Origin of the sequence: Streptomyces zhaozhouensis (genome assembly GCF_900230195.1) — a bacterium.
Classification (GTDB): domain Bacteria; phylum Actinomycetota; class Actinomycetes; order Streptomycetales; family Streptomycetaceae; genus Streptomyces; species Streptomyces zhaozhouensis.
Map to the genome: position 1 here is coordinate 171381 of NZ_OCNE01000003.1, position 12265 is coordinate 183645.

Here is a 12265-nt window from a genome sequence, read left to right on the forward strand (position 1 = left end):
CCGGATAGATCGTGTGACCGCCGGGCATCCGGGGCAACAAAAAACGCCCCGACCGGCACACAGGCGGGGCTCCGAAACACAGACCGGGAGCACCCACACGGCGTGACCGTGAGGCGCTGCCTGACCAGAGACCTCCCGGCCCGAGGGCCAGTAAGGTGGGAGCGCGGAGCCTCCACTTGCGGGCCGTACACACAGGTGTCCGGCCGGTCACGCTCCAGAATACACCAGCTCGGGCACCGCGCGAACCGGACCGCCGGTCGGGGTGCGCGGGCGCCGGGGCCTAGGGTGGTCGCCATGAGCGACGAAGCGGCCGTGGCCGGCCAGGAGCCGAGCCCGCAGGTGGCGGACCTTACCCGGGACATCGCCGAGGTGCCGGCGGTCGAGGTGATCACCACGGTGGCGGTGCACCTGATGAGCTCGGCCGCGGTCAACCTGGGCCTGGCCGAGGACGGCGAGGGCCACAAGGACCTGGACGAGGCCAGGAAGCTGATCACCGCGCTGGCCGGCCTGGTCACCGCCAGCGCCACCGAGGTCGGCTCGTACCACGCGGCGCCGCTGCGGGACGGCCTGAAGTCGCTCCAGCTCGCCTTCCGCGAGGCCTCCGCCGTCCCGGACGAGCCCGGCCAGGGCCCCGGCGAGAAGTACACCGGCCCGGTCTTCGGCTGATCCCCTCCGGCCGCGCCGTCCCGCCGGGACGCGGCCCGGCCCCTCACGGCCGGCACCGCGCGAGGCGTCAGGAACGGCCGGCGGCGCCCGCCTTCCCCCGGCCGTTCCCGTTCTTCCGGGAGAGGAACGGGATGTCGGAGAACCAACCGTGCGGCTCCTCGTGGGTGAGGCGGTGCGCCAGCACCGCGATGGCCGCGCCGACCAGCGGCGCCAGGACGAAGAGCCAGAGCTGGATCAGCGCGTCGCCGCCGGCGAAGATCGCCGGGCCGATGCTGCGCGCCGGGTTGACCGAGGCGCCGGTGAGCGGGATGCCCACCAGGGAGACGGCGGCGAGCGTGAGGCCGATCGGCAGGCCGTCGAGGCTGCCCAGCGTCACCCGGCGGGCGACCGAGAGATAGACGAAGACCAGCAGCGCCGTCAGCATCACCTCGGTGACGAAGGAGCCGGCGATGGAGAGGCCGACCGCCGAACGGTGGCCGTAGCCGTTGCTGCCGAACGCCTCGCCCGTCTTCAGTCCCGGCACCTGGTGCGCCACGAGGAAGAGCAGCGCGGAGCCGACGAGCGCGCCGGCCAGCTGCGCCAGCCAGTACCAGCCGGCCGCGCGCGGCGACATCCGGCCGGCCAGCAACATGCCGAGGGTGACGGCGGGGTTGAAGTGGGCGCCGGAGGTCGGCCCCAGCGCGTAGACGAGCCCCAGCAGGGCGAAGCCGAAGGTCAGCGCGATGCCCAGGGAGCCGATGAACTCCCCGGCGAGGACGGCCGAACCGACGGCGAAGAAGACCAGGACCAGCGTTCCGAAGGCCTCGGCGGCCAGTGCCCTGGGGTCGTGCTCCCCGACGCCTCCGGCGGAGGCATCGGCAGAGGTGGAGGTCTCGGCGGACATGGACGCCTCCCGTGCCTAGCGGATCTGCTGGCAGTCTTGGCGACCCCACGCCGCGTCGCACTCCCGGCCGCGCCGTCCGGGTGACGCCGCGCCCGCCGGGCGGCGTCAGCGCCGGTAGTCGGGCTCCCCCGGCAGGGCGGTGCCCGGCGGCAGCACGGCGAGGCTGAGGCCGCGCACGAGGTGGAGGCGGAGCGTGGGGTGTGCCGCGAGGGCGGCGACCAGCGGGCGCGCCACGGCGGCCGGGTCCGCCTCGGCGTCCAGCAGCACGGCCAGCGTGCCGTCCGCCTCGCCGCCGGCGACCAGCCGGGCGGCGGCGACGGCCGGCTGGGCGGCCAGCACCTCGCGCACCGCGGCCAGCACCTCCGGGTGCTCGGCCGGCGGCCCGCCGCCGGCGAGGGCGCGCAGCGCCGGGCCGACGACCTCGAAGGTGACGGGGCCCGCGACGTCGAGCACCAGGGCGCCGGCGCCCTCCTGCACGGCGGCCGCCAGCGCCTGGGACGCGGTGACCGGCACGGGGCGCGCCTCGGGCTGCCAGCGGGCGAGCGTCTCCAGGGCGGTGAAGACGGGCAGGGCGCGACGGCCCCCGGGCAGCTCCAGCGTGAGCAACGCCATCTCGCTGCTCTTCTCCCGGCGCCGCCCGGCCTCGTCGGTCTCCTCCTCGCCGAGGACCGCGACCACCCCGGCCAGCAGCCGCGCCCGCGCCAGCGCCCCCACGACGGCCTCGGCGCCCGGCGCCGGGTCGGCCGCCCACGCGTCGAGGGCGGCGCGCAGCGCGGGATCCGCGGTGCCGTCGTCGTCGGCGAACGCGGGCCTCGGGATGTTCTTCAGCGCCATCCGTAGAGGGTATCCAGCGCGTGGGACACCCCCTCCGGCGGGTGAGGCGGCGCCTTCGGTGGGCGACGGGAGCGGAGGACCACGTTCCTCCTCACGCACTGTTACCCGTTTTTCACACATTCGCCGATGACTCGTGCGAATGTGCGGGTTACCGTTCAGGACTATGCATCAGAACGCCCGGCACCCCGGACGGCGGCCGCGTCCCACCCTGCTGGTGAACACGGCGCTCGCCGGCACGCTGCTGGCGTTCGCCGTGGGGGGAGACGCAGCGGACATGACGGCCGACGGTGAGCTGACCGACCCGTCCCCCGACCGAATACAGGCGGGCGCGCCTCCCGAGGCCGGCGAGAGCACCTCGGACCAGGCGGGCCCCTCCCAGCTGTCGCCCCACCTGCTGGTCCCCGACCGGGCGGCGAACGCGCGGCTGGCCACCTCGATGCTCGGGCTGCCGACCGGGCCGGACGCGCGGCTCTCGGTCTCGGTGCTGGCGCTGGACAGCGGGCGGACCGCGTCCTTCGGCAGCCAGCGCTTCGACACCGCCAGCATCGTGAAGGTCAACGTGCTGGCGGCGCTGCTCCTCAAGGCGCAGGACGAGGACCGGGGGCTGAGCGCGGAGGAGCGCGAGCGCGCCGAGCTGATGATCCGGCAGAGCGACAACGCGGCGACCGACGCCCTGTGGTGGCTGATCGGCGGCTCCACCGGGCTGAACGAGGCCAACGCGCGGCTGGGCCTGACCGCCACCGTGCCCGGAGCCGGCGGCCACTGGGGGCTGACGCAGACCACCAGCGCCGACCAACTGGCCCTGCTGCGCGCGGTCTACGCGCCCGACTCGCCGTTGGAGCCCGCCTCGCAGGACTATCTACGCGGGCTGATGGGCTCGGTCGTCGACGGCCAGCGCTGGGGGATATCCGCGGCGGCCGACGCGGGCGGAGACGACCTCGCGGGCTTCGGTCTGAAGAACGGCTGGCTGCCCAGGAGCGAGACCGGTCTTTGGGACGTCAACAGCATCGGCTGGGTCTCCTCGGGCGGCCACGACTACCTGGTCGCCGTGGTCTCGGACGGCCACTCGGACCAGCAGACCGGCATCGCCGCCGTCGAGTGGGCCGCCCAGCGGGCCGTGCAGTCCCTGGCGGAGGACGCGGCGCCGGTGACCTGACCGGACCCTCAGTCGGACCTGGCCGGCAGCCCGCCGAGCCAGAAGCGGCGGAAGAGCAGCGTCCCGCCGGTGCCCAGCAGCAGCACCCCCGCGGCGCCGGCCGCCGGCGCCAGCCAGTCGGTGCCGCCGCCGCCGGCGGACTCGGTCGCCGGCCCCGGACCGAAGAACTCGCCGGCGTAGGTGCCGCCCTGGTCGGCCGCCGGGGTCCCGGCCGCCTCGTTGGCCGCCTCGATCGCCGCGGCCGCGTCCACCACCCCGCTGCCCACCGCGTCGTTCCGGCCGCCCTCGGGGGTGTCCTGGGCGGTCTCGGTGAGCAGCCGGCGCACCTCGGCCGGCGGGAGGTCGGGGTGGGCGGAGAGCAGCAGCGCGGCGGCGCCGGAGACGAAGGCGGCGGCGGCCGAGGTGCCCCAGCCCGTGTAGTAGCGGCCGTCGGGGTCGGCGACGATCACGTCCTTGCCCGGCGCGCTGATCGTCGCGTACCAGCGGCGGGTGGAGAACTCGGCGGGGCTGCCGCCCCGGTCCACCGCGGCGACGGCGATGACCCCGGGATAGCCGGCCGGGTAGGAGACGGGGTCGCCCTTCTCGCCGCCGTTGCCCGCGGAGGCGACCACCACGGCGCCCTTCTCCAGGGCGTAGCGGACCGCCGCGTCCTCCTCGGGGTCCGGGTGGGCGGAGGCGCTGTCGTCGCCGAGCGAGAGGTTGATCACGTCGGCGCCCTGGTCGGCGGCCCACCGGATGCCCTCGGCGAGGGCGCCCGCGCGTTCGTCCCTGGCCCGGTCGCGCTGCGGGTCGTCGTCCTCGAGCAGCACCCGGACCGGCAGCACGCCGGCCTCGGGCGCCACGCCGAGCACGCCGTCGCCGCGCTGACGTCCGTGGCCGTGGCCGGCGATGATGCCGGCCATCGCGGTGCCGTGGGCGGCCCAGTGCTCGTCTCCCGGCTCGGCGCCCATCCGCACGAAGTCCCAGCCGCCCTCGACGTTGTCGACGAGGTCGGGATGGCCGGTGTCCACGCCGGTGTCCAGGACGGCGACGGTCACGCCCTCGCCCCGGGTGAACTGCCAGGCGTCCGGCGCCCGCACCGCGTCCAGCGCCCAGCGCTGCTGCTCCCGGATGGAGTCGGCGGCGGCCGGCGTGGTCGTGCCCCACAGCACCGCAAGGACGGCGCCCGTCGTGACGGCCAGTCGCGCCCCGCGCGTCGCGCGCCGGCTCATGCGGTCTCCCCCACGCGCTCCTCGTGCGCCTGGCGCAGCCGGTCGGCGACCCGGTCGAGGATGCCCGCGCTGTCGTGCCCGAGTCCCGCCAGCGCGACGGCGCCGTCCGCGTCCTCTGCCGTCGCCTCGGCGGACGGCGTCGGCTCGGGGACCGGCCGGCCGTCGGCGAAGCCGGTCACCGACCAGGCCACGACGGGGAGGCGGTCCTCCACGGCCACGGTCCACGCGGCGCGCTGCGCGTCGCCGAAGCCGGCCGCCGCCGTGCCCTCGACCGGGAAGGCGCGCGGCAGCAGGTCGGGCCGCTCGGCCAGGCCCTCCTCGGCGAAACGCTCCGCCAGCACGCCCGTCCCCGCGGCGTCGGCGGTGGTGAAGAGCAGGCCGACGGTGGTCACCGTGGTCTCCGTCTCGTCGGCGTAGGTCGCGCGTATCAGGCGGTGGCAGCCGACGGCGGAGAGCACCTCGGTCAGCAGCGGGTCGAACGCGTCGGCGCAGCCGCTGTCGGGCGCGACGCCGAGCCGCACCCAGCGCCGGTCGGCCCCGCCGGGGCCGGCGTCCTCGGCGGTCAGCTCCGGCGGGAACAGCTCGTCCACCGGCACCTCGCGCCACAGCTCCCTGCCGTCCTCCCAGGCGGCCTCGGCCGCCTGCTGGCGCTCGTCGCCGCCGGCCAGCCAGGCGCCGGCGGCGGCGCCGCCCAGCAGCCCGGTGCCGAGCACCAGGCAGACCACGGCGCCGACCAGCCGCAGCGGGACCCGCGCGCCGACGGTGCGCCAGGCGCGCGCCTGGGGGCGCCCCGCGGACGGCGGGGTGGTGAACGGGCGCGGCGGGGCGCCGGGCGGGGGCGGCGCGCTGGGCGGAGGCGGTCCGTAGGGGCTCGGCGGCGCCGCGGGGCGCGGCGGCGGGGCGCCGGGCGCCTGCCGGGGCGGGGGCACAGGGGCGAGCGAGGAGACGGGGATCGAACGCGGCCCCTGCTCGGTGTTCATCCGCCCCACTCCCCGGCCAACCGGCGACCTGCTGGTCACACGTGAACGGGCTTACTTTAAGGGCGCGCGGCTAGGCAGCGGTACCTGGCCCGTCCGAGACCGCCGCCGTGCCGTCGAGAATCAGCTCCAGATCGGACATCGGGGGCGCCTGCCCCACGTCGTCCCAACTCAGTCGCAGCACCAGCAGGGTGGACGGGTCGCCGGGCGCGACGAAGGCGACGCTCTCCACCACCGCCGAGCTGAACGGCGTGGTCAGCCCGACCCGCACCCGGAACCCGGGCTCCCCGGCCACGGTGACGGAGCCCGCGGACAGCTCGTCGGCGCCGAAGACCCCGCCGTACGCCTCGGCGGGGTAGGCGTCCCGCTGGAAGGCGACGACGTCGGAGCGCGCGGCGCCCTCCACCGAGAGCGTCCCCGCGCCGGGCAGCGCGTGCAGCGTCGCGGCGCCGGCCAGGCAGTCGAGGGCGGCGTCGGCCGGGCAGGGGTAGGCCCCGTACGCGAGGGAGACGAGGGACTCGCCGGGGCGTTCGCTCCACTGCTCGGGCACCGGGAGGGCCACGCCGGCCACCCGGCCCTCGCTCAACGGGCCGGCGTCCGGCGGCGGCTGCCCGTCGTCCGGGCTCTCGCCCGCCGAGGGCGGCGGCCCGGTGCCCTCGGCGGGCGGGGAGCCGGACCGCCCGTCGTCGCCGAGCAGCAGCGCGGCGACCAGGGCCCCGGTCAGCGCGAGGCCCAGCAGCCCGAAGCCGATGACCGCCCGGTCCCGCCGCCGCCCGCGCGCCTCCGCCTGGTCCACGGCCTCGGCCTCGGCCTCGGGCGCGGGAGGGGGCTCCGGCGGCGCCTCCGGCTCGGCCAGCGGCCGGTCGCCGGGGAGCGTGGGCAGCGTGTGCGGGCCGCCCGCCGGGTCCAGCGGCAGGGAGGGGACGGTCGGTGTGCGGGTGGGCGCGTTCTCGGCCGGCCGCGTCGTGGCGGTCCACGCCGCGCCGTCCCACCACCGTTCGCGCGGCGGCTCGTCCGTTGACCGGCCCGGGTCCGCGTACCAGCCGGGCGGTGTGCTCTGGCTCACGGACCGAACTTCTCACACCCCGCGCCGTCGCGACCAGTGTTCGGTCGATGACGCCCGATAACCGTCAACGCCCGGCGGCTGCCGGGCGTTGACGGTGCGAAGCGAGTGACGGCGGGGACGCGGCGGGAGGCACACGGCCCTGGGCGCGGCCCCGTGGGGAACCTTCCCGCCCCGGTGGCGGCGCTACCTGCCGGAGCCCGCCGGCTCCGGCTCGGGCACGGCGGCCTCCGCGCCGTCGGACAGCTCGTCCTTGCTACCTGGCAGCACCTTGGCCAGCCAGTGCGAACGCCCGGCGACCAGTGGTGCGAGCACCGCGAGGATCAGCACGTAGCCGGCGATGAACGGCGAGAGCCGGTCGTCGAGCCCGGCCGCCGCGGCCATGGTGGCCAGGATCAGCGCGAACTCGCCCCTGGCGACGAGCGTGGTGGAGACGTTGGCGGTGGGCAGCGCGCCGAATCCGTAGATCCGGGCGGTGACCAGACCGGCCCCGACGTTCATCACCACGGTGATCAGAACGGCGATCAGCACCGGCCAGATCACGGTCGGCAGGTCGCCGGGCGCGATCGAGAGGCCGAAGCCGAAGAAGAAGATCGCGGCGAACGCGTCGCGCAGCGGGTGGACCAGCTCCCTGATCCGTTCGCCGCTGCTGGTGTTGCCCAGGATGAGGCCCACCATGAACGCGGCGATGGCGTCGGCGACACCGAACTGCTCGGCGATCCCCGAGACCAGCACGGCGGCACCGAGGAACGAGATCACCAGCAGCTCGTCGTCCTTGGTGGCGAAGAGCCGGCCGATGATCTTGGTGCCCCAGCGGGCGGCGACGGCCAGCAGCAGGAGGAAGCCGAACGCCTTGGCGATCTGCCAGGCGGTCTCCCCCGCGCTCTCGGAACCGGAGATCACCGGCTGGAGGGCGGCCAGGTAGAGGGCGAGGAAGATGTCCTCGACCACGATGATGCCCAGGATGGGCTTGGTCTCGGGATTGCCGATGCGCCCGAGGTCCACCAGGATCTTGGTGACGATCGCCGAGGACGAGATGCCCAGCACACCGGCGAGCACCAACGCCTCGGAGGTGCCCCAGCCCAGCGCGAAGCCGAACGCGAGGCCGGCGCCGACGTTCAGCACCAGATAGGTGCAGCCGGCGATCACCATCTTCTTGCCGCCGGTCTTGAGGTCGTCCATGTGGAACTCGAGGCCGAGGTAGAACAGCAGCAGCACGAGGCCCAGCGCGGAGAGCATCTCCAGGTCGTGCGGGTCCTCCAGCAGGACGAAGCCGGGGGTGTTGGGGCCGAGGAGTATGCCGGCCAGGATGAAGAGCGGAATCGTGGGCAGGCCTATACGGCCGCCGAGGCGGGCGAGTATCGCGGCGGCGACGAAGGCGCCGCCCATCGCGAGCAGGGTGTCAGCGTGTCCCATCCCGCATCACCCCCGGGGGCGGAGCGAAGCGGAAACGGGCAGGTGAGCGGCGGGACCAGAGTGGGTGCCGGGTCGGGTGGGCGTCGGCAAGTGAGAGTCTCCTTCTCGGCGTCCGGACGGCTCGGCAAAGTGAGCGTCAAGAAATCGTTAATATTTAGCTTACCAAACGATTTCCGGCCCACCAGGGGGCGAGCCGAATTTGTCGGTGGTGTACGGCATGATCCGTGCTGTGACCACTCGCCTGATGCTGCTCGACACCGCCTCGCTGTACTTCCGCGCCTACCACGGCGTTCCGGACTCGGTCCGCGCCCCCGACGGCACCCCGGTCAACGCGGTCCGTGGCCTGCTGGACTTCATCGCCCGGCTCGTCACCGACCACCGCCCCGACGCCCTGGTCGCCTGCCTGGACGAGGACTGGCGCCCCGCCTGGCGGGTGGAGCTGATCCCCACCTACAAGGCCCACCGCGTGGCCGACGAGGTGCCCGAGGGGACGAACGTCGAGGAGGTGCCCGACACCCTCAGCCCCCAGGTGCCGGTGATCCACGAGGTGCTGGACGCCGTCGGCATCCTCCGCGTCGGCGCGGCCGAGCACGAGGCGGACGACGTGATCGGCACACTCAGCCACCGCGCCACCGGTCCGGTGGACATCGTCACCGGTGACCGCGACCTCTTCCAGCTGGTCGACGACTCCCGGGGGGTGCGTGTTCTCTACCCCGTCCGCGGCATGGGGAATCTGGCGGCCTTCGACGAGGCGGCTCTCCGCGAGAAGTACGGCGTGGACGGCCCGCGCTACGCCGAGCTGGCGCTGCTGCGCGGCGACCCGAGCGACGGGCTGCCGGGGGTGGCCGGCGTCGGCGAGAAGACGGCGGCCAAGCTGCTGGCCGCCTTCGGGGACCTGCACGGCGTGCTGGCCGCCCTGGACGACCCGACCTCGGCCCTGACCCCCGCCCAGCGCCGGCGGCTGCGCGAGGCCGCCGACTACCTGGCCGTCGCGCCCCGCGTGGTGCGGGTGGTCACCGACCTCCCGCTCCCCGAGCGGGACGCGGCCCTCCCCTCGGCCCCCGCGGACCCGGAGGCGCTGGCCGCCCTCGACCGTCGCTGGGGCCTGGGCGGCTCGCTCGCCCGCCTCCTGACGGCCCTGGAGTCCCGCGCGAGCGCCTGACAGCCGGGCCGCGCCCGCCCCCCACCGCGACGACGCGGGCGGCGGCCCGCGCCCGCTACCCCAGCGAGCTGTAGGCGACCACGCCGCGCAGCAGCTGGTCCACCGCCTGGCGGGCCGTCTTGGCGACGCCGCTGCCGTCGGGGGCGGCGGCCGAGAGCTGCCCGAGGACGTCGATGACCTGCTTGCACCAGCGGACGAAGTCCCCCGCCGGCATCTCCGCGTCCCGCAGCACCACGTCCAGGCTCTGGCCCTGCGCCCAGCGGTAGACGGGCCACGCGAAACCGAGGTCCGGCTCCCGCTGCCCGACGCCGGTCACGGTGCTGATCCGGTGGCGTTCCTCCAGCGCGTCCAGCCGGCCCCAGATCCGCACCATCTCGCCCAGCGCCTCCCGGGTCCGACCGGCGGGAACGTCCGGCGCCGGCGCGTCGTCGGCCGAGCGCGCCTCGTAGACCAGCGCCGAGACACAGGCCGCCAGCTCGGCCGGCTCCAGCCCCTCCCAGACGCCGTCCCGCAGGCACTCGCTGGCCAGCAGGTCCAACTCCCCGTAGAGCCGCGCCAGTCGGCGGCCGTGCTCGGTGACCTCGTCGCCCCGCAGGTAGTCCAGCTCGGTCAGCAGCGCGGAGACCTCGTCGAAGGTCCTGGCGATCGTGTTGGTGCGGCCCGTGATCCGCCGCTCCAACTGCCGGGTGTCCCGCTTCAGCCGGTGGTAGCGCTCGGCCCAGCGGGCATGGTCCTCGCGCGACTCGCAGCCGTGGCAGGGGTGCGCCCTGAGCTCCCGGCGCAGCCGGGCGATCTCCTGGTCGTCGGCCGCCTCCGCCCGCCCCTTGCGGTGCCGGCGCGGCTCCACGTGCCCCGCCTTGGTGCGCAGCGCCGACGCGAGGTCGCGCCGCGACTGCGGGCTGCGCTGGTTGAACGATTTGGGGATGCGCATCCGGCCCAGCGGCTCGACCGGCACCGGGAAGTCGATCGCGCCCAGCCGCTTCACCTGCCGCTGCACGGTCAGCACCAGCGGACGCGGCCCCTCGTGCGGGTCGGGACCGCGGCGCCCGCCGCTGCGCCCGTCCGGCGTGCCGGGGTCGAGCACGAGCGCGAGCCCGGCGAACTTCCCGGTCGGCACGTGGATGATGTCGCCCGGCCGCAGCTTCTCCAACGCGTCCGACGCCGCCGCCCTGCGCTGCGCCACGCCCTGCCTGGCCAGCTCGGTCTCCCGCTCCTTGAGCCGCTGCCGCAGCCCCGCGTACTCGCGGAAGTCCCCCAGGTGGCAGGTCATCGCCTCCCGGTACCCCTCCAGACCGCTCTCGTTGCGCTGCACCTGGCGGGAGATCCCCACCACCGAGCGGTCGGCCTGGAACTGCGCGAACGACGTCTCCAGCAGCTCGCGTGAGCGCCTGCGGCCGAACTGCGAGACCAGGTTGACCGCCATGTTGTACGAGGGCTTGAACGAGGAGCGCAGCGGATACGTACGCGCCCCCGCCAGCCCGCCGAGCGCCCCCGGGTCCATGCCGCGCTGCCACAGCACCACCGCGTGGCCCTCGACGTCGATCCCCCGCCGCCCGGCCCTGCCGGTGAGCTGCGTGTACTCGCCCGGGGTGATGTCGGCGTGCTGCTCGCCGTTCCACTTGACCAGCTTCTCCAGCACCACCGAACGCGCCGGCATGTTGATGCCCAGCGCCAGCGTCTCGGTGGCGAAGACGGCCTTGACCAGGCCCTCGACGAACAGCTCCTCGACGATCTCCTTGAACCGGGGCAGCATCCCCGCGTGATGGGCGGCGATGCCGCGCTCCAGGCCCTCCAGCCACTCGAAGTAGCGCAGGACGTGCAGATCCTCGTCGGGGATGTCCACCGTGCGCCGCTCGACGATCTCCCGCACCCTGGCCCGCGAGGAGGGGTCGTTGAGCCGGAGCCCGGCGGCCAGGCACTGCTGGACGGCCGCCTCGCAACCCGCGCGGCTGAAGATGAACGTGATCGCCGGCAGCAGCCCGTCGGCGTCGAGCCGGTCGATGACCTCGACGCGGCTGGGCGTGTACAGCCGGTTGCGCTGGCGCTTCTCCCGCTCCCGCTCGGCGGCCCGCCGTCGGTCGCGCACATTGCGGTTGCGCTCCCGCGCGCCCCAGGAACGGGTGTTCTCCAGCCGGGCCATCCGCACCAGGTCGGGATTGACCTCGCGCTTGCTCCCGGACTCCGCGAACAGGTCGTAGAGCCGCCGCCCCGCCAGCACGTGCTGCCACAGCGGCACCGGCCGGTGCTCGGAGACGATCACCCGGGTGTCGCCGCGCACGGTGTCCAGCCAGTCGCCGAACTCCTCCGCGTTGGAGACCGTGGCCGACAGCGAGACCAGCGACACCGACTCGGGGAGGTGGATGATCACCTCTTCCCAGACCGCGCCCCGGAACCGGTCGGAGAGGTAGTGCACCTCGTCCATCACCACATAGCCGAGGTTGGTCAGCGACGAGGAGTTGGCGTACAGCATGTTCCGCAGGACCTCGGTGGTCATCACGACCACCGGCGCCTCGGAGTTGACGCTGTTGTCCCCGGTCAGCAGGCCCACCCTGTCCTCGCCGTAGCGGCGCGCCAGGTCGGCGTACTTCTGGTTGGAGAGCGCCTTGATCGGCGTCGTGTAGAAGCACTTCCGCCCCTGGCTCAGCGCCAGGTGGACGGCGAACTCCCCGACGATCGTCTTGCCGGAACCGGTGGGCGCCGCGACCAGCACGCCCTGTCCCGCCTCCAGGGCCTGACACGCCTCGATCTGGAAGTCGTCCAGCGCGAAGTCGTAGAGATCACGGAAGGGGGCGAGAGCGGTCCGCTCGTCCGCGGCCCGACGCCGCGCTTCGGCGTACCGCTCGGCGGGAGACATGTCGTCGGTCATCGTCATCCGAGCCTACCGGCCCGCTCCGGCC

Annotated in this window: 10 protein-coding genes; 3 read left to right on the forward strand and 7 right to left on the reverse strand. The window is 74.8% G+C overall.

Annotated features, from left to right (window positions below; all coding sequences use genetic code 11):
• Positions 1–294 precede the first annotated feature (294 nt).
• On the forward strand, positions 295–666 hold the full coding sequence (locus CRP51_RS06630; protein ID WP_097230071.1) for a DUF1844 domain-containing protein: 372 nt from the start codon (positions 295–297) through the stop codon (positions 664–666).
• A 67-nt stretch (positions 667–733) separates the two neighbouring features.
• On the opposite strand, the gene CRP51_RS06635 is transcribed toward CRP51_RS06630, so the two are convergent.
• Positions 734–1549, reverse strand: a complete 816-nt coding sequence (locus CRP51_RS06635; protein WP_097230072.1) for an MIP/aquaporin family protein — start codon at positions 1547–1549, stop codon at positions 734–736.
• Positions 1550–1654: 105 nt separating this feature from the next.
• Positions 1655–2383: an SseB family protein gene (locus CRP51_RS06640; RefSeq protein WP_097230073.1), complete on the reverse strand. Its 729-nt coding sequence runs from the start codon at positions 2381–2383 to the stop codon at positions 1655–1657.
• Between the two features lie 163 nt (positions 2384–2546).
• Between CRP51_RS06640 and CRP51_RS06645 the strand changes: the two genes are divergently transcribed.
• A complete protein-coding gene (locus CRP51_RS06645; RefSeq protein WP_245880410.1) occupies positions 2547–3539 on the forward strand; it encodes a serine hydrolase in 993 nt (330 codons plus the stop codon).
• Positions 3540–3547: 8 nt separating this feature from the next.
• Here the strand turns inward: CRP51_RS06645 and mycP are convergent, their stop codons facing one another.
• From mycP to CRP51_RS06665, 4 genes are all read right to left on the reverse strand, one after another.
• Positions 3548–4750: a type VII secretion-associated serine protease mycosin gene (mycP, locus tag CRP51_RS06650; protein ID WP_097230074.1), complete on the reverse strand. Its 1203-nt coding sequence runs from the start codon at positions 4748–4750 to the stop codon at positions 3548–3550.
• Complete coding sequence (locus CRP51_RS06655) at positions 4747–5730, reverse strand: hypothetical protein (RefSeq protein WP_245880411.1); 984 nt, start codon at positions 5728–5730, stop codon at positions 4747–4749. The genes mycP and CRP51_RS06655 overlap by 4 nt, the downstream gene beginning before the upstream one ends.
• Positions 5731–5800: 70 nt before the next feature.
• On the reverse strand, positions 5801–6793 hold the full coding sequence (locus CRP51_RS06660) for a DUF2510 domain-containing protein (protein WP_097230075.1): 993 nt from the start codon (positions 6791–6793) through the stop codon (positions 5801–5803).
• A gap of 183 nt (positions 6794–6976) precedes the next feature.
• Complete coding sequence (locus tag CRP51_RS06665; protein ID WP_097230318.1) at positions 6977–8179, reverse strand: cation:proton antiporter; 1203 nt, start codon at positions 8177–8179, stop codon at positions 6977–6979.
• A 244-nt stretch (positions 8180–8423) separates the two neighbouring features.
• Here CRP51_RS06665 and CRP51_RS06670 point away from each other — a divergent pair, with 244 nt between their 5' ends.
• Positions 8424–9368: a 5'-3' exonuclease gene (locus CRP51_RS06670; protein ID WP_097230319.1), complete on the forward strand. Its 945-nt coding sequence runs from the start codon at positions 8424–8426 to the stop codon at positions 9366–9368.
• Between the two features lie 55 nt (positions 9369–9423).
• On the opposite strand, the gene CRP51_RS06675 is transcribed toward CRP51_RS06670, so the two are convergent.
• Complete coding sequence (locus tag CRP51_RS06675) at positions 9424–12234, reverse strand: DEAD/DEAH box helicase (protein WP_097230320.1); 2811 nt, start codon at positions 12232–12234, stop codon at positions 9424–9426.
• Between the last annotated feature and the right edge of the window lie 31 nt (positions 12235–12265).

Coding starts and splice junctions, on each gene's coding strand:
- CRP51_RS06630 (WP_097230071.1), top strand. CDS start 295: ATGAGCGACGAAGCGGCCGTGGCCGGCCAGGAGCCGAGCCCGCAGGTG.
- CRP51_RS06635 (WP_097230072.1), bottom strand. CDS start 1,549: ATGTCCGCCGAGACCTCCACCTCTGCCGATGCCTCCGCCGGAGGCGTC.
- CRP51_RS06640 (WP_097230073.1), bottom strand. CDS start 2,383: ATGGCGCTGAAGAACATCCCGAGGCCCGCGTTCGCCGACGACGACGGC.
- CRP51_RS06645 (WP_245880410.1), top strand. CDS start 2,547: ATGCATCAGAACGCCCGGCACCCCGGACGGCGGCCGCGTCCCACCCTG.
- mycP (WP_097230074.1), bottom strand. CDS start 4,750: ATGAGCCGGCGCGCGACGCGCGGGGCGCGACTGGCCGTCACGACGGGC.
- CRP51_RS06655 (WP_245880411.1), bottom strand. CDS start 5,730: ATGAACACCGAGCAGGGGCCGCGTTCGATCCCCGTCTCCTCGCTCGCC.
- CRP51_RS06665 (WP_097230318.1), bottom strand. CDS start 8,179: ATGGGCGGCGCCTTCGTCGCCGCCGCGATACTCGCCCGCCTCGGCGGC.
- CRP51_RS06670 (WP_097230319.1), top strand. CDS start 8,424: ATGATCCGTGCTGTGACCACTCGCCTGATGCTGCTCGACACCGCCTCG.
- CRP51_RS06675 (WP_097230320.1), bottom strand. CDS start 12,234: ATGACCGACGACATGTCTCCCGCCGAGCGGTACGCCGAAGCGCGGCGT.